Source organism: Streptomyces sp. NPDC107575, assembly GCF_055657265.1.
In genome coordinates this window covers 399,859-421,125 of record NZ_JBVKBG010000001.1, presented here as the reverse complement: position 1 = coordinate 421,125, position 21,267 = coordinate 399,859, and the positions used below count along the sequence as shown (strand labels likewise).

Sequence of the window (21,267 nt, the reverse complement as noted above, 5' to 3'; positions counted from 1 at the left end):
CCAGCGTTAGCTGGGGGAGATTGAGGCGCGGGGCCCGGGGCAGAGCCCCGCGACCCCAGCCCCGGCACGGCGCAACGAAGAGACCCGGCTCAATCCACGCTGGGCAGAATGTGCGGCTCCGCCAAATCGTCCTCGTACCCCGCGAGGCGGATCGGCGCCGACCTCGCCCAGACGTCGAGACTGCCGAGCTTCTCCGGCCTGCGCCGGCCGGCCCGCTCTGCTCGATCCTTGGGGCTCTGTTCGCGATTCGTCTTCTCTGGTGTCACCGCGCACTCCTTGTGTGTCGGGTAACCCGCTCCGGCGCTCCGGCCCAGCGTCGCGCGGGGTCCGGCGCCCGATGGGCTGGTGTAGAGGGCCAGTTCGGGCGCGGTGGCGCCGGTTGTCGCTGGTGGGGTCGGCCGTGGTTCTCGGTCTCTCCCTGTACGGCCACCATGGGTCAAGGTGTCGGACCCACTTGCGGTAACCGTGCGGCTACAGCCTAACCATATGAGCGGGGGTCCGCTCACTGGGGCTGAAATCTCTGGGTCTTTCGGAGGTCGCCTGGCGTTCATTCAGCCACGACCACCGGGCCCGGCGCGACGGGTTTTCGCTCGTACGGGGGCACTTCAGGACATCGTGGCGTGTCGCCGTGCTGTGCCCGCGCGGCCCAAGGCGTCGTCCGGGGCCGTCGGGGCGCGTGGGGCGGGGGCGGCCGACGCGAGAGATTGGCGTCAACTCGCCCCCTGCCGCCGGGCGCTAATCGGCCTCGACCGGCACGCTCTCCGCGCGCCCGCGCAGCGCCCGTACGAGGAAGAACGCGCCCACCAGCACGACCGCCACGACGAGGACGAGCAGGTCGGGCACCCGGTCGCCCATACCGCGCGCCCACTGCTCGGCGGCGAACGAGTTGTCGACGTCAAGGAGCCCGGGCAGCGCCGTCGTCCCGTCGAAGACGAGGAACAGCGTGCCGAGCGCCAGGAAGAACAGGCCGGAGGCGAGCGACGTCGAGTGCGTCTCGAAACGGCCGATGCGGACCGGGCGGCCGCGCAGCCAGCGCTTCTTGCCGAGGTCGAAGCGTTCCCACAGCAGGGCGAGCAGGAACAGCGGCACGGCCATGCCCAGGGCGTACACCGCGAGCAGTGCCCCGCCGTAGACCGGGTGCCCGCCGAGCGCCGCAACCGTGAGGACGCTGCCGAGGATCGGTCCCGCGCAGAATCCGGCGAGGCCGTAGACCGCCCCGAGCGCGTACACCGACACCGCGTTGGTGGGGCGGATCCGGCCGGAGATCTCCGACATGCGGCGGGAGGCGAAGCCGCGGCCCGCGATCTGCAGCACGCCGAGCGCGATGATCAGCCAGCCGCCGACGGACACGAGCAGGTCACGGTTGCCGTAGAAGAAGCGCCCCGCGTACGAGCCGGCGGCCCCGAGCGGGACCAACGTGGTGGCGAGGCCCAGGTAGAAGACGCCGGTGCGGGCGACGAGCCGGGTCGGGCTGTCGATGGAGTACGCGAAGAACGCGGGCAGCAGCAGCGCGCTGCACGGGCTGAGCAGGGCGAGCAGGCCGCCGAGGAACGCCGCGAAGTAGCCGATGTCGCTCACTTGCCGCCGCCGGACTTCGCTGCGGACTGCGCCTTCGCCGCCTCGATGGCCTGCTCGAAGGCGGCCTCGGGCTGGGCGCCCGCGATGGGCGTCCCGTTGATGAGGAAGGACGGCGTGGAGGTGGCGCCGAGCGCGTACGCCTCGTCGCTGTCCTGCTTCACCGCGGCCTGCGCCGCCTTGCCCTCGCGGTCGGTGCGGAACCGGTCGAGGTCCTTCACTCCGGCCTCGCGGGCGAGCGCGTCGAGGCGGTCGGCGCCGAAGCCCTTGTCCTTGGCGCCTTCGGCGTAGGCCGCCTTGTGGAACTGCCAGAAGCGGCCCTGCTGGCCCGCCGCCCAGGCGGCGCGCGCGGCGGACTGCGAGTCGGCGCCGAAGATCGGGAAGTTGCGCCACTCGATGCGCAGCGTGCCCTCGTCGACGTACTTCTTCACCAGGTCGGGCTCGGTGTCGCGGGCGAACTTCCCGCAGTAGCCGCACTTGAAGTCGGCGTACTCGATGAGGACCACGGGCGCGTCGGCGCGGCCCTGCGCGAGCGGGTCCTTGGCGTCGCGCCGTGCGAGCTTGGTGAGCTTGTCGGTCAGCTCGTCCTTGGCCTCGGCGGTGTCCGCCTGCTGCTGGTCGGATGCGGCGGCATCGGTACGGGCGTCCGGCTTGGTCGCGGTGTACGAGACGGTGCCGAGGAGGATCGCGGCCACGGCGACGGCCGCGGCGATCGCGGCGGAGCGGCGCTGCTTGGCGCGGGCGGTGGTGGTGTTCTTGGGCATGACGAAGTCGTCCTTGCGTGCGTGGGGAATGCGTGATGACGGGTGGGGCGGGGCGTCATCTACACGCGCAGGACGGACAGTTCGACCGGGGTGGGCGGGTCCTTGGGCGGCGGCGGTCCGCGGCCCGCAGGGGTCGGCGGCACGATGCCGGTGAGCGGCGCGGTGACGCCGTGCCCGTGCGCGTACGCGAGCGGGGCGAGGAGTTCGTGGGCGCTCGTGCCACGCGAGGGCACGCCCTGGCGGCTGTCGGGGGCGTGCTGCCCCTGCGGGTCGCAGTCGGTCGTGCCGCCGGGCGACGACAGCTGCTGCACGGACGCGAGGGCCGGGGACGGTTCGGCGGGTGTGCCGCCGAAGTCGCCGCCCCATGCCGCGCCCACCACGGTGACCAGGAGGGTCACCAGGAGAGCGGGGAGGGTGAGGCGGCGCATGCGGGCAATTCTGCACCATGGGGGAAAAGGGACAGCGTTCACGTCCTGTTGACCGGTGGGTCGGCTCGTCCTCGGTTCGCCATGGTGGGCTTCCGGGCAGGCTGCGGAAGAGCTTCGGGAGGAGTCGTCCATGGAACGCGTCGAACTGCGCACCGTCGAGGAACTGATGGCCTCGTTGCACGCCTGCCGGGGCGCGTGGGACACGCCGGACCGCAGCGGCGACCCCGTCGACCTGCACGACCACGCGCTGCAGACGGCGGCCCTGCTGCGCCGCTCCCGGCCGAGCGACAAGGAGTTGCAGGTCGCGGGGCTCGTGCACGACCTCGGGCATCTGCTGTGCCCGGGCGACGACGCGGGGCACGCGGACCGGGCGGCGGACGCGGTGCGCGGGCTGCTCGGCGAGCGGGTGGCCCGGCTCGTACGGCTGCACGTGCCGGCGAAGCGGTATCTGGCGACGACCGAGCCGGGGCGCGGCCTGTCCGCGCAGAGCGCGCTGACGCTGGGCGTTCAGGGCGGGCCGATGACGCCGCGGGAGGTGGCGGCGTTCGAGGCGGACCCGCACGCGGAGGACGCGGTGACGGTGCGGCACGCGGACGACGCGGGCAAGGTCGTGGGCCTGGACGCCGGGGTCATGGAGGACTGGCGCCCGGTCCTCGAACTCGTGGCGGCCGCCCACGCCTCGTACGTGCGCTAGCCCGGCCTCCACCAACCAGCCACGAACCATGCACGGCTGACACATCGTCACGCACTGGCCGCCCATGAGACCGTACGCCCATGACCTCGCGTCCCACGGACCACCCGCGTGTGCTCGACGGCAGGGCGGCCGTCGTGACCGGCGCCTCGCGCGGCATCGGCCGCGCGATCGCGGAGGAACTCGCCGACTGCGGCGCCCTGTTGTGCGTGACCGCCCGGGATCCGCACGGGGTGCGGGAGGCCGTCGATGCGCTGCGGGCGCGCGGCGCGCGAGCCGTGGGTGTGCCCGGGTCCGTGGCCGATCCGGCGCATCTGTGGGAGGTGACGGAGCGGGCGATGGCGGAGTTCGGGCGTGTCGACATCGTCGTGAACAACGCGGCGACCAACCAGCCGTACGGCCCGCTCATGGACGCCGACCCGGACACCTGGCGCACGGCGTTCACGGTGAACGTGGAGGCGCCGCTGCGGCTGGTGCAGTGCGCGTGGCGGGCGTGGATGGGCGAGCACGGCGGCGCCGTCGTCAATGTGTGCACGGAGGGCGCGGGCCATGTCGGCCCGAACGTCGGCGCGTACGGCACCAGCAAGGCGGCGCTGCTGCACCTGACCGCTCAACTGGCGGGCGAGATGGGCCCGTTGGTGCGGGTCAACTCCGTCTCCCCCGGCCTCGTGCGCACCGAGATGGCCCGCTTCGTGTGGGAGCGGGCCGAGGAGTCGGTGGCGGCGGGCCTTCCGGCCGGGCGGATCGGGGAGCCGGAGGACGTGGCGCGCGCGGTGCGCTGGCTGGTGTCGGACGAGGCGTCCTGGATCACCGGCGCCGACCTGCTTGTGGACGGCGGTACGCGGGTGCGCGCGGCCTCAGCGGGCGGCGCCGCGAACGACGCCGTCCACCAGCGGCTGCGTCACCACTTGCCGGGCTCGTAGTCCTTCAGGAAGACGCCGTACACGTCGTCGCCCGCCTCGCCGCGCACGACGGGGTCGTAGACGCGGGCGGCGCCGTCGACCAGGTCGAGGGGGGCGTGGAAGCCCTCCTCGGCGAGGCGCAGCTTGTCGTAGTGCGGGCGCTCGTCGGTGATCCAGCCGGTGTCGACGGAGGTCATGAGGATGCCGTCGGCCTGGAACATCTCCTGCGCGCTGGTGCGGGTCACCATGTTCATCGCGGCCTTGGCGGCATTGGTGTTCGGGTGGCCCGCGCCCTTGTAGCCGCGGCCGAAGACACCCTCCATCGCCGAGACGTTCACGACGTACGCGCGGCCGCTCTCCGCCTTCTTCGCGGCGTCGGACATCGCCGGGCGCAGCGCGCTGATCAGGATGAACGGCGACGTGTAGTTGCACAGCTGGGTCTCGAGCAGCTCGACCGGGGAGATCTGGTCGATGGTCTGCACCCAGGTGTTGGACTCGACGACGTCGGGGACGAGGCCGCCCGCGTCGATGGCGGAGCCGTCGAGGTGCCGCTCGACGCTCGCGTTGCCCGCGACGAGCGCGAGGTCGGCGACCTTCTGGGCGTCGATGCCGCTGGTGCCCAGCGGCAGCGCCTGGATGCCGTCGACGGAGCCCGAGTTGAAGGCGCCGATGACGGTGTGCGGCGGCAGCTCGCCCGCGGGCAGCGGCGCGCTCTCGCCGTCGACGAGGGCGGCGTAGGCGGAGGGCAGGCGGCGCACGGTCTGCGTCGCGTTGTTGATGAGAATGTCGAGCGGGCCCGCGGCGGACACCTGCTCGGCGAGGGCGACGGCCTGGCCCGGGTCGCGCAGGTCGATGCCGACGACCTCCAGGCGGTGGATCCAGTCCGCCGAGTCCTCCATCGCCTTGAAGCGGCGGATGGCGTCCTTGGGGAACCGGGTGGTGATCGTGGTGTGCGCGCCGTCGCGCAGGAGGCGCAGCGCGATGTACATGCCGATCTTGGCGCGGCCGCCGGTGAGCAGGGCGCGCTTGCCGGAGAGGTCGGCGCGGGCGTCGCGCTTGGTCCGGTTCAGGCGGGCGCAGGCGGGACAGAGCTGGTGGTAGAAGTAGTCGACTTCCACGTACCGGGTCTTGCAGGTGTAGCAGGAGCGCGGGCGCTGGAGTATCCCGGCGAGCCTGCCCTCCTCGGTCTGCGAGGACGGCAGGATGCCCTCGGTCTCGTCGTCGATGCGCTGCGCGGAGCCGGTCGCCGTCGCCTCGGTGACCGCCTTGTCGTGGGCGGTCTTGGCGGCACGGCGCTCCTGGCGGCGGCGCTGCTTCACGGTCCGGTAGATGCCGGCGGTGGCGCGGCGGACGGTGATCGCGTCGGGGTGGTCGACGTCGATCTCGTCGAGCTCCTCCAGCACGCTGAGGCAGACGGCGAGCCGCTCGGGGTCGATGCCGGGACCGAACTCGGCCTCCGGGTCCGTGGAGGCGACCTCCGGATCCACGGAGGCCTGAGGGGCCTGGTTGTCGTCTGTCACCGTCATCGCCGCTGCCGTTCCTAGGGTCTCGCGCGTCGCGCGCGGACCGCGCTCGCTGCCAAAGCACTCGAAGGCGGAATTTTACGGAGCGGCGGTGCCTGTCTCCAAACCCGTGGTGGCCCCGGCCCCTGTTCAGTGGCCGGTGTCACGCGCCCACGCCGCCGCCGGAAGGCCGCGGGACCGGCGGACCGCCCTGTCGACACGGCTCCCGCGGGGATCAAGGATGGACCCGCCCGCGAGACCTGCGTGGCGCGAGACCTGCGTGACGTGAGCCCAACGTGACGCGAGACCTGCGTGAAAGGACATCCAGTGGACCGCATAGGCATCATCGGCGTCGGCGAGCTCGGCCGGGCCCTCGTGACCGGATTGAGCGCGGGTGTCGAGGACCCGCCGGACGTCTTCCTCTCCCCGCGCGGCGCACGGGCGGCGGCCGAGCTCTCCGAGCGCTTCGCGAACGCGCGGGTCTGCGCCGACAACCAGGAAGTGCTCGACCGCTGCTCGACGGTGATCCTCACGGTCCGTCCTCAGGACCGCGTGGAGGCGCTCTCCGGGCTGCGGGTGGGCCCGGACAAGGTCGTGGTCAGCGCCATGGCGGGCGTCGGCATCGACGAGGTGCGCCGGCTGCTCGGCGCCGCCGCCGTGGTGCGCGCGATCCCGATGCCCGCCGTGCGCGAGCGCGGCGCCGTCACCGTGACCTGCCCCGCCCACCCCGCCGTCGACGGCCTCTTCGACCGCCTCGGCGGGGCGCTGCCGGTCGCCGACGAGCCCACGCTCGACGTCTTCCAGACGCTGACGTCCACCCTGACCACCCATTACTGGTACCTGGCGACGCTCACCGAGTGGGCCGCCCGGCAGGGTGTCGCCCCCGAGGACGCCGACCGGTACGTCCGCGGTCTCTTCCACAACGTCGGGCGTTCGCTGGGCGACAGCGCGCGCTCCGTCCAGCAGCTGGCGGGCGACCACGAGACCCCGAAGGGCACGAACGAACGGGTCCGCACCACCTGGTTCACCCCGGCCAATGCCGAGGCGCTGACCCGAACCCTGGACGAGCTCCGCACGGACCTGGGCAGGCCGGGCGTGGACCCTGCCTAGGGCCTGCCGTCCCCCACGTGCCCGAACGCCTGGAGCGCGCAGGCTTCGAGCAGCTCCGTCAGTTCCTCGGTCACCGCGCGGGCCAGGGTCTCCAGGTCCGGCACCGCTTTCGCGTCGGCGACGAGCCCGTAGTGGACGCGCCCGCGGTACGTCGACACGGCGACGGCCAGGGACTGGCCCTGGGCGAGTGGTGCCAGCGGGAAGACCTCGGTGAGCGGGCAGCCGCCCAGTTTCAGGCCGAGGCTGGGCAGCGGGACGCTCGTGACGAGCAGGTCGAAGAGCAGCCGGGCGTTCTGGCCGACGAGGCCGCCGCCGAGCCGGAGGCCGATCGGTGGCACGTGGTCGGCGAGCAGGGCGACGGCGCCGGCGCCTCGCGTGGGCCCGGCGTCCTTGTGCCGGTCCATGGACGCGCGGACGGCGCGCAGCCGCTCGACGGGGTCGGGCTCGGAGACGGGGAGGCGGACCAGGTAGCCGGAGAGCCGGTTGCCCTGCGGGTGCGCGGTGCGGGGCCTGCGGCGGGAGACCGGGACGAGGGCGCGGGGCTCGACGCCGTCGCTGCCGTCGCCGCGCTCGTCGAGCCAGCGGCGCACAGCCCCGGCGACCACGGCGATGAGCACGTCGTTCACGGTGCCGCCGACCGTCTTGCGGATGCGGTGCACGTCGTCGAGGTCGAGGACGACCCCGGCGGTGCTCCGGGTGCCGCTGGCCTTCGAGGTGAGCGCGGGCGACGTGCGCACGCCCCAGGTGGCGCGGGCGACGGAGGCGCCGATGGACACGGCCTGCGTGGCGGTGGCCGCCAGCGTGCGTACGTGGTCGGCGTAGCGGCGCGGGTCGAGGTCGCCGAGCGTGATCGCGCGCATGCCGGGGACCGGCAGACGCAGTCCGCGGGGCGGGGCGGGAGTCTCCTTCGGGGCGCGTCCGGCGGGCAGGTCCATGGGGTCCATGACACCGGCGGCGAGGGTCAGGGCGCGCAGGCCGTCGGCCAGGGCGTGGTGGAACTTGAAGAGCACGGCGAACGACGCGCCGTCGGCGGCCGGCAGTACGTGCGCCTCCCACGGCGGGCGGCCGCGGTCGAGCGGGTGTTCCATGAGCGCGCCGGCGGCGGCGTGGAAGTCCTCCACGGGCCCGGTCAGCCACACGTGCTCGAGCGGGTCGAAGTCGGCGGCGGGCACGCGGGCCGCGCCGCCGACCGGCACGAGCACACCGGCGATCCGCATGCGCAGGCCCGGCACGCCCGCGGCGCGGGCGGCGAGCAGTTCGAAGGCGTGCCGGGCGGCGCCGGGCCCTTCGGCCTCGAAGACGCCCAGCGCCCCCAGGTGCATGGGGTGTTCGGCGGTCTCGATGTTCCAGAAGGTCAGGTCGAGTGGAGCGAGCAAGTCCGAACTCAGAGAGGTCATGGAGGGCTCTCGCGTCGACAACGGGAGAGGGCAGTCAACCCCCCGCAGTCGATTACGGTCAAGTACGATCACGGCACGCTGCGTTAACAACTGATGAAGACCCGCCTCTCTGGGAGAGGCGGGCCTCATGTGACTCAGTGGACCACTCAAGTGGCGTGTCTGTTACGTCACTTGAGGGCGGGCGGCGCCGCGTCGGCACCGGTCCCCCACGCCGAGGGCTCGCCGCCGACGGTGAAGGACAGGTTCCGCAGGCCCCGCAGATCCTCCGTGGTCAGATACGTCTTGTCGTACGCGGCGCCGTCCGTCCGCGCCGACTGGATGTACCGGTTGCCCTCCGAGGTGCCGGGCGCCCGGACGGTCAGCGCGCCCTTCGGGTAGTAGCGCCGGTCCAGCGTGACGTCGACCCGCTCGAAGACGGGCGTCGACAGGCTCCACGTGTCCGTTCCGGGCTGCACCGGGAAGATCCCGATCGACGACAGGACGTTCCAGGCGGACATCGTGCCCAGGTCGTCGTTGCCGGTCATGCCGGTCGGGGTGTCGGTGAACAGGGTCAGCGCGGCGTGCACCACGTCGGTGGTCTTCCACGGCTGGCCGGTGGAGAGATACGTGTACGGCGCGATCAGGTCGGGCTCGTTCTGCGGGTTGTACTTGTCCGCGTTGTAGTAGTCGTACGGGCCGTTGACCCACACCTCACGGGCGGTCTTCGCAGGATCCTTCACCAGCTGGTCGTAGGCGAAGAAGGAGTCGAGCCGCTTGTTCGCGGCCTCCTTGCCGCCGATCAGGCCGACCATGCCGGGCAGGTCCTGCGGCACCAGCCACTGGTACTGCCAGGACGTGCCCTCGTGGAAGCCCTCGCTCTTGGCCGGGTCGGCGGGCCCGGTGAAGGCGCCGGACGCGTCCCGTGCGCGGAAGAATCCGGTCGAGTCGTCGAAGATCTTCCGGTAGTTCTGCGCCCGCTCGGCGTACCGCTTCGCGTCGTCCTTGTGGCCGAGCTCCTTGGCCATCTGGCCGAGCATGGCGTCGGACAGGGCGTACTCCAGGGTGGCCGAGGCCCCGTGGTCGTAATCGGAGTCGCCGGGCTTCACGTGCGCGCGGTCCTTGATGTACGGCGCGAACCCGTCGGCCAGGTACTCCTTGTTGGCCTCGCGGCCCACGGGCGCGGAGTCGGCCGGCGGCACGCCGTCGGCGTTCTTCTTCAGGGCCCGGTAGGCGTCCTCCTCATGCCCCTTCAGCAGGCCCTGCTGGTAGGCGTTGGTGAGGAACGGGGTGACCGGGTCGCCGGTCATGATGTTCGTCTCGACCGTGCCGTAGCCCCACTTGGGCAGCCAGCCGCTGTCCTTGTCGATCCGGATCACCGAAAGGGCCATGTCCCGCGACTCGCGCGGTGCGAGCAGCGACAGGAGCTGCGCCTGCGTGCGGTAGGTGTCCCACAGCGACCAGTTCTGGTAGTACGTGAACCCGTCGGCGCGGTGGATCCTCTGGTCCCAGCCGGTGTAGCGGCCGTCGACGTCGCTGCCGATGTTCGGCGCGAGGAACGAGCGGTACAGCGAGGAGTAGAAGGTGCGCCGCAGCGTCTCGCTGCCGCCCTGCGCCTTCACATCGTCGAGCCGGTCCTCCCACGCGGCCTGCGCCGCGCCGCGCACGGAGTCGAAGGAACGGCCGCCCTCCTTGGCGAGGTTGAGCGAGGCGCCGTGCGCGTCCACGTAGGAGATCGCGGTGGTCGCCTCGACGGTGCGGTCCTTGCCGGTGTCGAAGCGGACGTACGCGCCGTTGCGCTCGGCGTCCGCGGCCGAGGCCTTGGAGCCCGCGGTGACGGTGTCGCCCTTCCAGGTGCCGGACGAGGTGAACGGCCGGTCGAACTTGGTGATCGTATAGAGCGTGTACTGCTTGGTGTCCTGGCAGAAACCGCTGCCGGTGATGGCGGTGCGCACGGTCCGGCTGTCGAGGATGTCGACCTTGGTGTGCACGGTCTTGTGCAGCGACTGGCCGGCGTTGATCATCACGTTGGCCTTGTCGGTGGCCGGGAACGTGTACTTCTGCACGCCGGTCCGCTTGGTGGCACTCAGCTCGGCGCCGATGCCGGACTTCAGGCCCACCTTGTAGTAGCCGGGCGAGGCCTTCTCGTCGTCGTGGCTGAACTCGGCCGCGTACTTGGCGTAGTCCGTGCTCCCGATGTCGCCCACGGTCGGCAGCACCGGCAGATCACCGCCCAGTCCGCAGCCCACACCGGACAGATGGACGGTGGAGAACCCGCGGATGTGGTTCTCCGAGTAGTCGTAGCCGGTATTGTGCCCGGTGTCGGGCGAGAACTGCACCATCCCGAAGGGCACGGCGGCACCCGGATAGGTGTTGCCCTCGTTCTCCGTCCCGATGAACGGGTTGACCAGATCGGTCAGTTGACCGCCCGCGGCCGGGGCCGAGGCCGCGGCGGGTGCCGCGAGGCCGGCGCCGAGCAGCGCGACCGCCCCGGCGAGCACCCCCAGAGCGCGGCGGACGGGTCTTCTGCGCCTTCTCATCATGCACCTCTCGACAACGTTGTCAGCATGGCTGGTCATTCTTCGCGTGCCCCAACGGCCCGTCAAGACTCCGGCCACCGTCAGGACTCCACACGCCACAGGTGGTCCTCCGTGCCGTTGTCGGCGAACTGCACCACCTGTGCGCTGTCGGCGGTGGACATGCCGTCGACGCCGAGCACCTTGCCGCTGTGCCGGTTGCGCAGCAGGAACCAGCCGTCGCCCTGGTCCTCCCGCTCCCACAGCAGGTCCTCCCGGCCGCCGCCGTCGTCCTCGTACTGCACGACGAGGGCACTGTCGGCGGTGGAACTCCCCTTCACCGCCAGGTACTTGCCGCTCTGTCCGTTGCGGATGCGCAGTGCGCCACCGCCGGCCGGGAGGAGCTGCCAGGCGTGGTCGCCGGTGCCGGAGTTGCGGAACTGCACGACTCGCGCGTCGTTGTCCGTGGACATGCCGTCGACGGCGAGGACCTTGCCGCTGTGCCGGTTCAGCACCCGGTGGTACCCGGGTTCCGGCGTCCAGGGCCTGCCGTTCGGGGCCGCCGTCGGGAAGGCGGTGATCCGCAGCCGGGCCGCGCCCATCGGCACCAGGGTCACGTCCTCCACCGCCGCGCGGCTGCGCGCGGGGCTCGGCTGGAGGGGTGCGACGACGCCCTCCTCGTCGGCGATCCACTCGGGGATCCGGCGGGCCCGGGCGGTGAGCGTGAGCGGCGCGCCGTCGAGGGTGAACGGGTTGTCCGCGAGCGGCCCCTCCCTGTGGTGTGCGGTGATCGAACCGCCGGGCACCAGGCCGTAGTTCCACGGAGTGGTGGCGTGCACGTCGTACTCGGGGAAGGTGTCGTCGCCGCCCGTGCGCACATAGCGCTCGCCGATCCGCAGCGAGTACGTGAGCGGGCCGCGGTCGACGCTGACGCTGTCGTGGTTGCCGCTCCAGGTGCGCAGCGACGTCCGCTGCGGCAGGCGCAGGCGCACCTCGTCGCCGTCCCGCCAGGTGCGCCGGACCTCCGCGAACGAGGGCCCCTTCGCGACCTTCACCGCACGCCCGTTGACGGTCAGGCGCGGCGCCTCGCACCAGCCCGGAATGCGCAACCGCAGCGGGAACTCGACGGCCCGCTCCACGCCGATCCGCAGGGTCACCGTCTCGTCGAACGGGTAGTCCGTCTCCTCCCGCACCGTGGCCCCGACCCCGTCGCCCACCTGGGCGCGCACCTCGCACGGCGCGTACATCGCGGCGACGAGCCCGCCGTCGGGGGCCGCGAGCCACAGCTCCTCGGTGAAGTAGGGCCAGCCCATGCCGTAGTTGTGCGGGCAGCACCGGTACTGGTCGACGCCGGGCTGGTAGGACTGCATGGCGAAGCCGTTCTGGAACTGCCCATTGGTCTTGCGGGAGTTGTCCAGGTCGATGCCGTTGGCGCTGGTGATGTAGTGGATGCCCTTGCCGGTCGGGTCCAGGGCGGCGGGGAGCATGTTGAAGGCCAGGTCCTCGCAGCGGTCCGCCCACACGGGGTCACCGGTGATGCGGGTGAGCAGCTCGTGGCTGGCCATGAACTCGACGATGCCGCAGGTCTCGAAGCCCTGGCGGGGGTCGCCGAAGCCGGGCCTGGCGTTCTCGTCCCCCGCCATACCGCCGCCGGGGAACTGGCCGTAGTCCTCCAGCACTTGGTCGTACGTGCGGTAGGTGGCGCGGCGCAGCTCCGCACCTCCCCCAGTGGCCCATTGGGCGTACTGGGCGGGTTCGCGGAAGCCCTGGGCGATGTTGACGTTGTGCGGGGTGGGGAGCTCGCCCGTCCAGTCGGCGCCGTAGCGGTGCATCTTGTCGACGAGGCTCACGAGGTGGGCGTCGCCGGTGCGCTCGTAGAGCCAGCGCGCGGTGTCGATGCCGTCGCCCCAGCGCACGGACACCCAGCTGCTGTCGAAGGCACCCTTCCCCTGGGCCTCCATGTATGTCGTGAAGCGGGTCAGGAACGGCACGATGCGCTCGTCGTGCGTGTACTCCTCCCAGGTGCGCAGCGCCATGAGCAGCGGCAGGAACGGCCAGAAGTCCGGGCCGCCGTTCAGCGATGTGCGCAGGGCGCGCGGGCCGAAGAATCCGTCGGACTGCTGTGTGGCGAGGATGGGCTCGATCCAGCGCTTGCACGTGGCGAGCGCGTCGGCGTCGCGCGTGGCGATCGCGAGGGGCACGAACCCCCGCAGCCAGTACGGGACTTCCTCCCAGCCACCGAGCTCCGGGTGGATCCAGCCGCAGGTGTCCATGTCCAGGAAGTGCGACTTCTGTTCGTACCGCCCGCACAATCCGGCGAGTTCCAGCCGCAGTTGGCCGGCGAGCCAGCCGCGGGCGGTGACACTGCCGACGGGCAGGCGCGTGAACACGTCGGCGGCCGGTCCCGACGCGTCCGCGCGGGCCGTCGCCGACGTCGCACCGCCCCACGCGGTGGCCGCGCAGGCCACCGTCGCGGCCTGCAGCACGCCGCGTCGCGTCACAGTCATGAGCTGCCTCCTACGAGAAAGGGGGCGGGCCCGTGGGTACGGGCCCGCCCCGGGGGGGGCGTACGGGGTCAGGAGCAGTTCGCCACGGTGTCCTGCGAGGCGTCACGGATGAGCGCCTGCTGGGCGTCGTGCACCCGCTTCACGTCGGGCTTGACGACACGGCGGTCGTAGGTGAGCAGGCCGTTCAGCTCACCCTCGACGTCGGAGATCTGCGTGTAGACGGCGCCGTTGCCGCCCTTGCAGGCCAGCTTGTGGACCTCGTCCAGCTTCCCCAGGTAGTCGTCCGTGTACGTCGCCGGGTCCACGTCGACGTAGGACTGCTGGACCGACCAGGCGTGGCCCGGCACCGCGAGGCCGAGGCCGCCGTACTCGCCCGCGACCAGGGCGCGTTCGCCGTCGGGCTTCGGCGGCAGGGCGGGGCTCGGGTAGCCGTGTTCGTCCATGATGTCGCCGGCGCCGCCGTCGCGGCCGAGGTTGAGCCCGGACTGGCCGTTGATCAGCCGGGTCGGGTCCCAGGACTTCGCCTGCTCGGCGATGCGGCCCTCGTCGTACTGGCCCCAGCCCTCGTTGAAGGTGACCCACATGACGACCGACGGGTGGTTGATGTGCTGGTCGATCATCGTCTTCATCTCGCGCTCGTACTCGGCGCGCGCCTCGGTGGACGGGTTCTTCCCGGCCTCCATCGCGGGCATGTCCTGCCACACCATCAGGCCGAGCTTGTCGGCCCAGTAGAACCAGCGGTCGGGTTCGACCTTGATGTGCTTGCGGACCGAGTTGAAGCCCATCTTCTTGTGCATCTTCAGGTCGTAAGCGAGCGCCTCGTCACTGGGCGCGGTGTGCAGGCCGTCGGGCCAGAAGCCCTGGTCGAGAGTGGCCATCAGGAACGTCGGCTTGCCGTTGAGCAGGGTGCGCGGGGTGCCGTTCACCTTCTCGACGGAGATGGAGCGCATCCCGAAGTAGCTGCCGACCCGGTCGCTTCCGACGCTCACCTTGAGGTCGTAGAGGAACGGGTCGTCCGGGGACCACAGGTGCGGCTTGGCGATCTTCAGGGTGAGCGGGGAGCCGGAGGTGCCGGTGGCGGTGGCGACCTTCTTGCCGTCCGCGTACGCGGTTGCCGTGACGGGCACGCCGTCCCGAACTCCCGTGGCGGACACGGCCACTTCGCCCGTCTTCACATTCGGCGTCACCATCAGGTCGGTGGCGTGGTCGGCGGCGACCGGCTCCATCCACACGGTCTGCCAGATGCCGGAGGACGGGGTGTACCAGATGCCGCTGGGGTCGAGGCGCTGCTTGCCCATCGGCGGGTTCTCGGCGTTGTCCGCGTCGGTCGGGTCGTAGACGCCGACGATCAGCTCCTGGGTGCGCCCCGGCTTGAGGGCGTCGGTGACGTCGGCGCTGAACTTGTCGTAGCCGCCCTTGTGATCGGCGACCTTCGTGCCGTTGACGTAGATCTCCGACTTCCAGTCCACGGCGCCGAAGTTGAGGCGGAGGCGCTGCTTGTCGCCGACCTTCCAGTCGGCGGGCACGGTGAAGGTGCGGCGGTACCACATGCGGTCCTCGTGGCGCTCGATGCCCGAGAGCTGGGACTCGACGGGGTAGGGCACGAGGATCTTCTCGCCGAGGTTCTTGCCGACGGGCGGCTGCTCGCCCTCCTTGGCGGCGGCGAACTGCCAACTGCCGTTGAGGTTCTTCCACTTGTCGCGGGTGAGCTGGGGGCGCGGGTACTCGCGGTGGGCGTTGGCCGGGGTGACGTCGTCGCCCCACTTGGTGGTCAGCTCGTGCGTCGAGTGGTTCGGGCCGCTCGACCAGAAGGAGCCGACGGCCGTGCCGTCGCTGCCGGTCAGCCCGCCCTTGCCGTCGTACGTGACGTCGGCCTGGCCGGAGGCGTCGCCGTCCTTGTTGCCGACGACGGGTTCGTCGAGGCCGACGAGCAGCGCGCGCGGGTCGTCGGGGTCGGCCTCGACCTTGCCGAGCGGCCACTTGGCGCCGCCGATGACGGCGTTGAGGTGATCGCCGATGTCACCGGGGACGGCGCCGAGCTTCTGCGCGAAGTCCAGCTTCAGGGTGCGGCCGTCGCCGAGCACGGTCGTGCCGATGGCGCCGTCGTACTTCCAGTCGTCGGGCAGCCGGAACGCGGAGGACGGGATGGCCTCCTTCTGCGCGCCGGGCTCGGTCCAGCGCAGGTGGAGGTTGGAGCCGCCGTAGTGCTCGAAGTACTCGACCTTGATGTCGACGGCCTTGCCCGCGGTCAGGTCGACGGGCTGGGAGGTCTGTTCCTTGTCCCAGTCGTCGACCCAGTGGTCGATGACCAGCTTGTTGTCGACCCAGAGCCGGAAGCCGTTGTCACCGATCATTGACAACGTTGTCGGCCCGGACTTCTCCGGCACCAGCTTTCCGGTCCAGCGGACGCTCGCGTCGTCCGCCTGACCGGTCGCGGACGAGAGCCGGGACTCCAGGCTGTTGAAGTCGATCTGCGGGTCGAAGCCGGTGGCCTTGAGCTTGTCGAAGTCGAAGGCGCCCGCGGCGGACTGGGTGTAGTACTCGCCCTTGAGCCCGTGGGCCACGACCGGATCGTCGTCTTCCGCGCCGGCGGCGGCTCCGGACGGGGCCGCGGCGAGCGCGCTGAGGCCGAGCGCCGCGGCGAGGAGCAGGGACAGGCGCCTTGCGCTTGCGCGACGCCCGGGGGTTCGGGATTCTTCGGAACTTCTGAGACTTTTGGCTCGTCTGGTGCGCACGGATCCTCCTGTGCTGGGGCGCGTCGAGGAAGAGTGGCGGCTCGCCGCTCGGGTCTGTGCAACTGCGGTGTATTGCGTTGGACTTCGTTGAACATTGTTGCGAGGACGGGCAGTTGGCATCACAGCACGGGCGGGCGGCTCCGGCAAGAGCGCGGGAACGAGCCATCGGTTTCAGGTGCGGGCGCCCCGGCTGAAACCACGGTGAAACCGGGCTGAGTGCGGCGTGCCGCAGGCTCTGCCGCATGACCACCACGACAGTCAGTTCTCCGCCCCTCGCCATCGAAGCGCGGGGCCTGCGCAAGGCGTTCGGTGAGAAGACCGTTCTCGACGGGATCGATCTCGCGGTGCCGGCCGGGTCCGTGTTCTCGCTGCTCGGGCCGAACGGCGCGGGCAAGACGACCGCCGTCAGGATTCTCTCCACGCTCGTCACCGCCGACGCGGGCGAGCTCTCCGTCGGCGGGCACGACCTGGCGGCCGATCCGCAGGCCGTGCGCGCGGCGATCGGGGTGACCGGGCAGTTCTCGGCCGTCGACGGGCTGATCACCGGTGAGGAGAACATGCATCTCATGGCGGACCTGCACCATCTGCCCCGGCGCGAGGGCCGCCGGGCGGCCGCCGAGCTGCTCGACCGGTTCGACCTCACCGAGGCGGCGAAGAGGCCCGCGTCGACCTACTCCGGCGGCATGACGCGCCGCCTCGACATCGCCATGACGCTGGTCGGCTCCCCGCGGATCCTCTTCCTCGACGAGCCAACGACCGGGCTCGACCCGCGCAGCCGCCACACCATGTGGCGCATGATCCGCGAGCTGGTCGCCGACGGCGTCACCGTCTTCCTCACCACGCAGTACCTGGACGAGGCCGATGAACTGGCCGACCGGATCGCCGTGTTGAGCGAGGGCCGGATCGCCGCCACCGGCTCCGCCGATGAGCTGAAGCGGCTGGTGCCGGGCGGCCATGTGCGGCTGCGGTTCACCGATCCGGGCGGCTACCGGGCCGCCGTCGCCGCGCTCCGCGACGTCACCACGGACGACGAGGCGCTCACGGTGCGGATCCCCAGCGACGGCACGCAAGCCGAACTGCGCTCCGTGCTCGACTGGCTGGACGCGGCGGGCGTCGAGGCGGACGAGCTGTCCGTGCACACCCCCGACCTCGACGACGTGTTCTTCGCCCTGACCGGCGGCGTCGAGCGCACCACCCGGCCCGAGGAGGCCCTCCGATGAGCACCGCCCTGTCCCTCGCAGTGCGCGACTCGTCCACGATGCTGCGCCGCAACCTCCTGCACGCCCGCCGCTATCCCTCGCTCACCCTGAACATCCTGCTGACACCCATCGTTCTGCTGCTGCTCTTCGTGTACGTCTTCGGCGACGTGATGAGCGCGGGGATCGGCGGCGGTCACGCGGACCGCGCCGCGTACATCGGGTATCTCGTGCCGGGCATCCTGCTGATGACCATCGGCGCGGTCCCGGCCGGAACGGCGATCTCCGTCACGATGGACATGACGGAGGGGATCATGGCCCGTTTCCGTACGATGGCCATCCACCGCGGGTCCGTACTGATCGGGCACGTCGTGGGCAGCGTGCTGCAGGCGGTCGCCGGTGTACTGGTCGTCGGCGCGGTGGCGGTGGCCATCGGCTTCCGTTCCACGGACGCGACGGTCCTGGAGTGGCTGGCGGCGTTCGGCCTGACGGTGCTGGTGGCCGTGGCGCTGAGCTGGGTGGCCGTCGGGTTGGGCCTGGCCAGTCCGAACGCCGAGGCGGCGAGCAACAACGCGATGCCGCTGATCGTCCTCCCGTTCATCTCCAGCGCCTTCGTGCCGATCGACGCGATGCCCGGCTGGTTCCGGCCGGTCGCCGAGTACCAGCCGTTCACGCCGCTGATCGAGACGCTGCGCGGACTGCTCCTCGGCTCGGAGATCGGTCACAACGGGTGGCTCGCGGTCGCCTGGTGCGTGGGCCTGACCGGGCTCGGGTTCTTCTGGTCGCGGGCGTTGTTCAACCGCGATCCGAAGTAGGGGCGAAGCGTCACCCACCCCCGGCGCGCCCGGTCTACAAGGTGGACGCCCTGGCCGCCTCCCACAGTTCGTCCCTGGTCAGGGCGGCGTACTCGGTCACCGCGGCCGTGTACGCCGCCCTGTCCGCGTGTTCGGCCGCGCGGCGGGCCCGGGTGGGGGACATCGTGGGCTGGAAGTCGCGGAGCACCCACAGGCGTTCGGCCAGGGCGAGCGCCCGTGCGGCCTCGGGGGCGCGGTCCGTGAGGCCGGCCGTGCCGAGCGCGTGGAGCACGGTGCCGAGGACGGGGAGCGAGAGGAGCTCGGCGGCCGGTCCGGCGAGGACCTCGCGCAGTCGGTCGACCGTGTCGGCGACCGGTGCGAGCCGGCCCGCGTACGCGTGCGCCGTCACCGCCGTCGCCTGGATCTGCAGGGCCCACGGGTCGTGCCACGGCTCGCCGTCGTACTGGGCGCCGGCCACGGGCAGCCGGTCGACGGCGCGGCGCCACAGGTCGAGCCCCGTCGCGGTGTCGCCGCGGGCGAGCGCGATCTCGGCGCGTACCCCCAGGTCGGGGCTGTAGAAGGGGTCCTTCTGCGCGGTGCCGTCGGCCTCCGCGCGGCGCTGCCAGGTCTCGGCCTCGTCCGGGTCCCCGCGCTGCAGGCAGGCGAGCGCGAAGCCCCAGCGGATGCCGACGTAGTCGTTCTCGTCGCCGAACCGGGGAAGTGCCTCGCGGGCGGCCCCGAGGTAGCGGTAGGCGGCGTCGCCGTCCCCCGTCGTCAGGCACAGTTGGCTGAGGCGTGAGTAGCCCATGACCTCCAGGGGCGGGCTGTCGACCGGCCCGAGGACGTCGACGACCCGGCGCGCCGAGGCGAGCGTGCGGTCGATGTCGTGCTCGTACTCCCAGACGTAGGTGGCGACACTCTCGGCGACGGACACCACCAATGGGTAGTCGCTGTCGCAGAGTTCGCGCAGGACGCCGTAGTCGGGAGGCAGCATCTCGGGTACGGCGACCAGCACCACCGCGATGGCACGCAGCAGCGTGTCCGGCGGGGCCGGGGGCAGTCGGCGCAGCGTGACGAGGTGGCGCAGAACGCGCGGTGCGTGGTCCACGATGAGGCTCGCCGCGCACAACACGGCTGCGGCGCGGGCCACTTCGACGTACTCGGCCTCGGGGCGGTAGTGCGAGAGCGGTCCGCCGGTGTCGGCCGCGAGGGCCGAGAGGCGGGCGAAGTCGGAGTCGGTGGACCACAGGGCGGCGAGCACGGCGGTGACCGCGGCGGTGGTGGCTCCCTCGTCGCGGGCCAGGGCGTGCCGGAGGGCGGTCACGAGGTTGTCCTGCTCGGCCTTGATCAGGTCCCGGGTGTCCGGGGACCGCGGGCCGAGCAGCGTGTCGTGGTGGGCGAGGCCGAACTCGCGTGCCCAGGTGCAGAGTTGACCGACGGCCACCTTCTCCTCGCCGGACTCCGCGCGTCGGGCCGCGCTGAACTCCCGTACGGTCTCCAGCATCCGGAACCGGACACCTGACGGAGTGTCGGCGACGGTCAGCAGCGACTGCTCGACGAGCTGTTCCAGCACATCCAGCGCGGTGTCACCGAGGACCCGTTCCGCCGTGTCGGCGGAGAAGCCGCCGGGGAGGACGGACAGCGTGCGCATGGCGGCGCGGGCCTCGTCGGCGAGCAGGTTCCAGCTCCACTCCACGACGGCGTGCAGGGTGCGGTGCCGCTCGGGCACATCGCGTACGCCGCCGCGCAGCAGCGCGAAACGGTCGGCGAGGCGGCGCGCGATCTCGGGCACGGACAGGGACCGCACCCGCGCGGCGGCCAGCTCCACGGCGAGTGGCAGCCCGTCGAGGTGTCCGCACAGTTCGGCGACCGCGGCCGGGGGCAGGTCGACGCCGGGGCGCGCGGCCCTGGCCCGCTGGGCGAACAGCAGGGCGGACGTCTCGGGATCCAGTTCGGGCAGCGCGTACACGGCCTCCGACGTGAGCCCGAGCGGGGACCGGCTGGTGGCGAGTACGCGCAGGTCGCGGGCGCGGGACAGCAGTGCCTGGACGAGGTCGGCGACGCCGCCGACGACGTGCTCGCAGTTGTCGAGGACCAGCAGCGCGGGTCCGGCGCCGAGGGCCCCGACGATGCCGGACACCGGGTCGGCCGGGGCGTGCCCGCCGACGCCGCCGTGCCGCCCCTCGCCCACGCCGAGCGCGGAGGCCACCTCGGCGGCGATGTCCGCGTCCGCGGGGACGGCGGCCAACGGCACGGCGTGCACGACGCGTTGCCCCGCCCGGCGGGTCACGGCGTACGCGAGCCGGGTCTTGCCGAGTCCGCCGGGACCGACGACGGTGACGGCCCGCGCGTCGCGCAGCAGTTGCTCCACCGCGGCGATGTCCTGGTCGCGGCCGATGAGTTGGTTCGGTTCGTGGGGTACGCCGTGCGACACGACGGCCGGTTCCTCGCGCAGCAACTCCTCATGGATGTCCCAGAGTTGAGGGCCCGGGGCGGCGCCGAGAGTCTCCCGCAGGCCGCGGCGGTACGTCTCGTAGCGGGCGAGCGCGGTGGGCGGTCCCGCCGTGGCCGCCTCGGCGCGCAGCAGTTCGGCGAGCACCTCTTCGTCGCGCGGCAGCCGCGCGAGGGTCTGCTCCAGTGGTCCTGCCGCTTCCGCGTACCGGCCGAGCCGGGCGAGTGCGAGGGCCCGCGCGCGGGCGAGGTCCCGGTGGGCCGGGGCCCGTTCGGCGCGCAGCGCGGACACGGGATCCTCCGTGCCGCCGTCCTCCTCCGGGGCGCCCTCCCACAGGGCGAGCCCGGCCTCTGCCGCGGCAAGCGCGCCCACGTGGTCGCCCGCCCTGGTCCGTTCCGCGCACACGGCGGCGTACCGCAGCAGTGCGGAGCTGTCGACCTGGTCGTCGGTGAGGGCGAGCCGGTAGCCGGTCGGTGTGCTCTCGATGACGTCGGCGCCCAGCTGGGCCCGGGCCCGCGCGACGAGGACCTGCACCGCCTTGCCGGGGCGCTGCGGCAGCTCCTCCGGCCACAGTCCGGCGACGAGCCGTTCCGTGCTGCACCCGGTGCGCGGCTCGCTCGCGAGGAGGGCGAGCAGGCCGCGCAGCCGGGGCGCGGTGACCTCCTGCCCGCGGTGGGCGACGCGGGGCAGCAGGGTCAGGTCGGTGCTCATCCGTGCAGGTT

The 21,267-nt window shown here is 72.0% G+C and carries 15 protein-coding genes; 5 read left to right on the top strand and 10 right to left on the bottom strand.

Annotated elements, in window-relative coordinates:
- Nucleotides 1-89: 89 nt before the first annotated feature.
- The 4 genes from ACZ7L4_RS01960 to ACZ7L4_RS01945 all read right to left on the bottom strand — a co-directional run bounded on the left by ACZ7L4_RS01960 (nucleotide 90) and on the right by ACZ7L4_RS01945 (nucleotide 2,767).
- Nucleotides 90-266: a hypothetical protein gene (locus tag ACZ7L4_RS01960; RefSeq protein WP_267072111.1), complete on the bottom strand. Its 177-nt coding sequence runs from the start codon at nucleotides 264-266 to the stop codon at nucleotides 90-92.
- Between the two features lie 469 nt (nucleotides 267-735).
- Nucleotides 736-1,578, bottom strand: coding sequence for a cytochrome c biogenesis CcdA family protein (locus ACZ7L4_RS01955; RefSeq protein WP_472098859.1), 843 nt, complete (start codon nucleotides 1,576-1,578; stop codon nucleotides 736-738).
- Nucleotides 1,575-2,339, bottom strand: a complete 765-nt coding sequence (locus tag ACZ7L4_RS01950) for a DsbA family protein (RefSeq protein ID WP_472098857.1) — start codon at nucleotides 2,337-2,339, stop codon at nucleotides 1,575-1,577. Before ACZ7L4_RS01950 ends, ACZ7L4_RS01955 begins: the two co-directional genes overlap by 4 nt.
- A 59-nt stretch (nucleotides 2,340-2,398) precedes the next feature.
- Nucleotides 2,399-2,767: a hypothetical protein gene (locus ACZ7L4_RS01945; protein ID WP_472098855.1), complete on the bottom strand. Its 369-nt coding sequence runs from the start codon at nucleotides 2,765-2,767 to the stop codon at nucleotides 2,399-2,401.
- Between the two features lie 130 nt (nucleotides 2,768-2,897).
- Here ACZ7L4_RS01945 and ACZ7L4_RS01940 point away from each other — a divergent pair, with 130 nt between their 5' ends.
- Nucleotides 2,898-3,461, top strand: a complete 564-nt coding sequence (locus tag ACZ7L4_RS01940; protein ID WP_472098853.1) for an HD domain-containing protein — start codon at nucleotides 2,898-2,900, stop codon at nucleotides 3,459-3,461.
- Nucleotides 3,462-3,541: 80 nt separating this feature from the next.
- Nucleotides 3,542-4,381, top strand: a complete 840-nt coding sequence (locus tag ACZ7L4_RS01935; RefSeq protein WP_472098851.1) for an SDR family oxidoreductase — start codon at nucleotides 3,542-3,544, stop codon at nucleotides 4,379-4,381.
- Here ACZ7L4_RS01935 and ACZ7L4_RS01930 read toward each other — a convergent pair.
- Entirely contained in the window at nucleotides 4,360-5,886 is a 1,527-nt protein-coding gene (locus ACZ7L4_RS01930; protein WP_472098849.1) for an SDR family NAD(P)-dependent oxidoreductase, read from the bottom strand. The two genes, ACZ7L4_RS01935 and ACZ7L4_RS01930, sit on opposite strands and share 22 nt — an antisense overlap.
- Nucleotides 5,887-6,189: 303 nt before the next feature.
- On the opposite strand from ACZ7L4_RS01930, the gene ACZ7L4_RS01925 reads away from it, so the two are divergent.
- Nucleotides 6,190-6,972 (top strand): NAD(P)-binding domain-containing protein, encoded by a 783-nt coding sequence (locus tag ACZ7L4_RS01925; RefSeq protein WP_472098847.1) that lies wholly within the window; start codon nucleotides 6,190-6,192, stop codon nucleotides 6,970-6,972.
- On the opposite strand, the gene ACZ7L4_RS01920 is transcribed toward ACZ7L4_RS01925, so the two are convergent.
- The 4 genes from ACZ7L4_RS01920 to ACZ7L4_RS01905 form a co-directional block, all read right to left on the bottom strand.
- Complete coding sequence (locus ACZ7L4_RS01920) at nucleotides 6,969-8,360, bottom strand: wax ester/triacylglycerol synthase family O-acyltransferase (protein ID WP_472100345.1); 1,392 nt, start codon at nucleotides 8,358-8,360, stop codon at nucleotides 6,969-6,971. The two genes, ACZ7L4_RS01925 and ACZ7L4_RS01920, sit on opposite strands and share 4 nt — an antisense overlap.
- Before the next feature lie 176 nt (nucleotides 8,361-8,536).
- The gene (locus ACZ7L4_RS01915; protein ID WP_472098845.1) at nucleotides 8,537-10,885 is read right to left on the bottom strand and encodes a GH92 family glycosyl hydrolase; all 2,349 of its coding nucleotides are present in this window, start codon (nucleotides 10,883-10,885) and stop codon (nucleotides 8,537-8,539) included.
- A gap of 80 nt (nucleotides 10,886-10,965) precedes the next feature.
- Complete coding sequence (locus ACZ7L4_RS01910) at nucleotides 10,966-13,368, bottom strand: beta-L-arabinofuranosidase domain-containing protein (RefSeq protein WP_472098844.1); 2,403 nt, start codon at nucleotides 13,366-13,368, stop codon at nucleotides 10,966-10,968.
- Nucleotides 13,369-13,436: 68 nt separating this feature from the next.
- A complete protein-coding gene (locus tag ACZ7L4_RS01905) occupies nucleotides 13,437-16,025 on the bottom strand; it encodes a PA14 domain-containing protein (RefSeq protein WP_472100343.1) in 2,589 nt (862 codons plus the stop codon).
- 320 nt (nucleotides 16,026-16,345) lie between these two features.
- Between ACZ7L4_RS01905 and ACZ7L4_RS01900 the strand changes: the two genes are divergently transcribed.
- Both ACZ7L4_RS01900 and ACZ7L4_RS01895 read left to right on the top strand, forming a co-directional pair.
- Nucleotides 16,346-17,323, top strand: coding sequence for an ATP-binding cassette domain-containing protein (locus ACZ7L4_RS01900; protein WP_472098842.1), 978 nt, complete (start codon nucleotides 16,346-16,348; stop codon nucleotides 17,321-17,323).
- Nucleotides 17,320-18,114 carry an ABC transporter permease gene (locus tag ACZ7L4_RS01895; protein ID WP_472098840.1) on the top strand — a complete coding sequence of 265 codons (795 nt, stop codon included), beginning with the start codon at nucleotides 17,320-17,322 and terminating at the stop codon, nucleotides 18,112-18,114. Before ACZ7L4_RS01900 ends, ACZ7L4_RS01895 begins: the two co-directional genes overlap by 4 nt.
- 34 nt (nucleotides 18,115-18,148) lie before the next feature.
- On the opposite strand, the gene ACZ7L4_RS01890 is transcribed toward ACZ7L4_RS01895, so the two are convergent.
- Complete coding sequence (locus tag ACZ7L4_RS01890; protein ID WP_472098838.1) at nucleotides 18,149-21,256, bottom strand: ATP-binding protein; 3,108 nt, start codon at nucleotides 21,254-21,256, stop codon at nucleotides 18,149-18,151.
- Nucleotides 21,257-21,267: the final 11 nt, after the last annotated feature.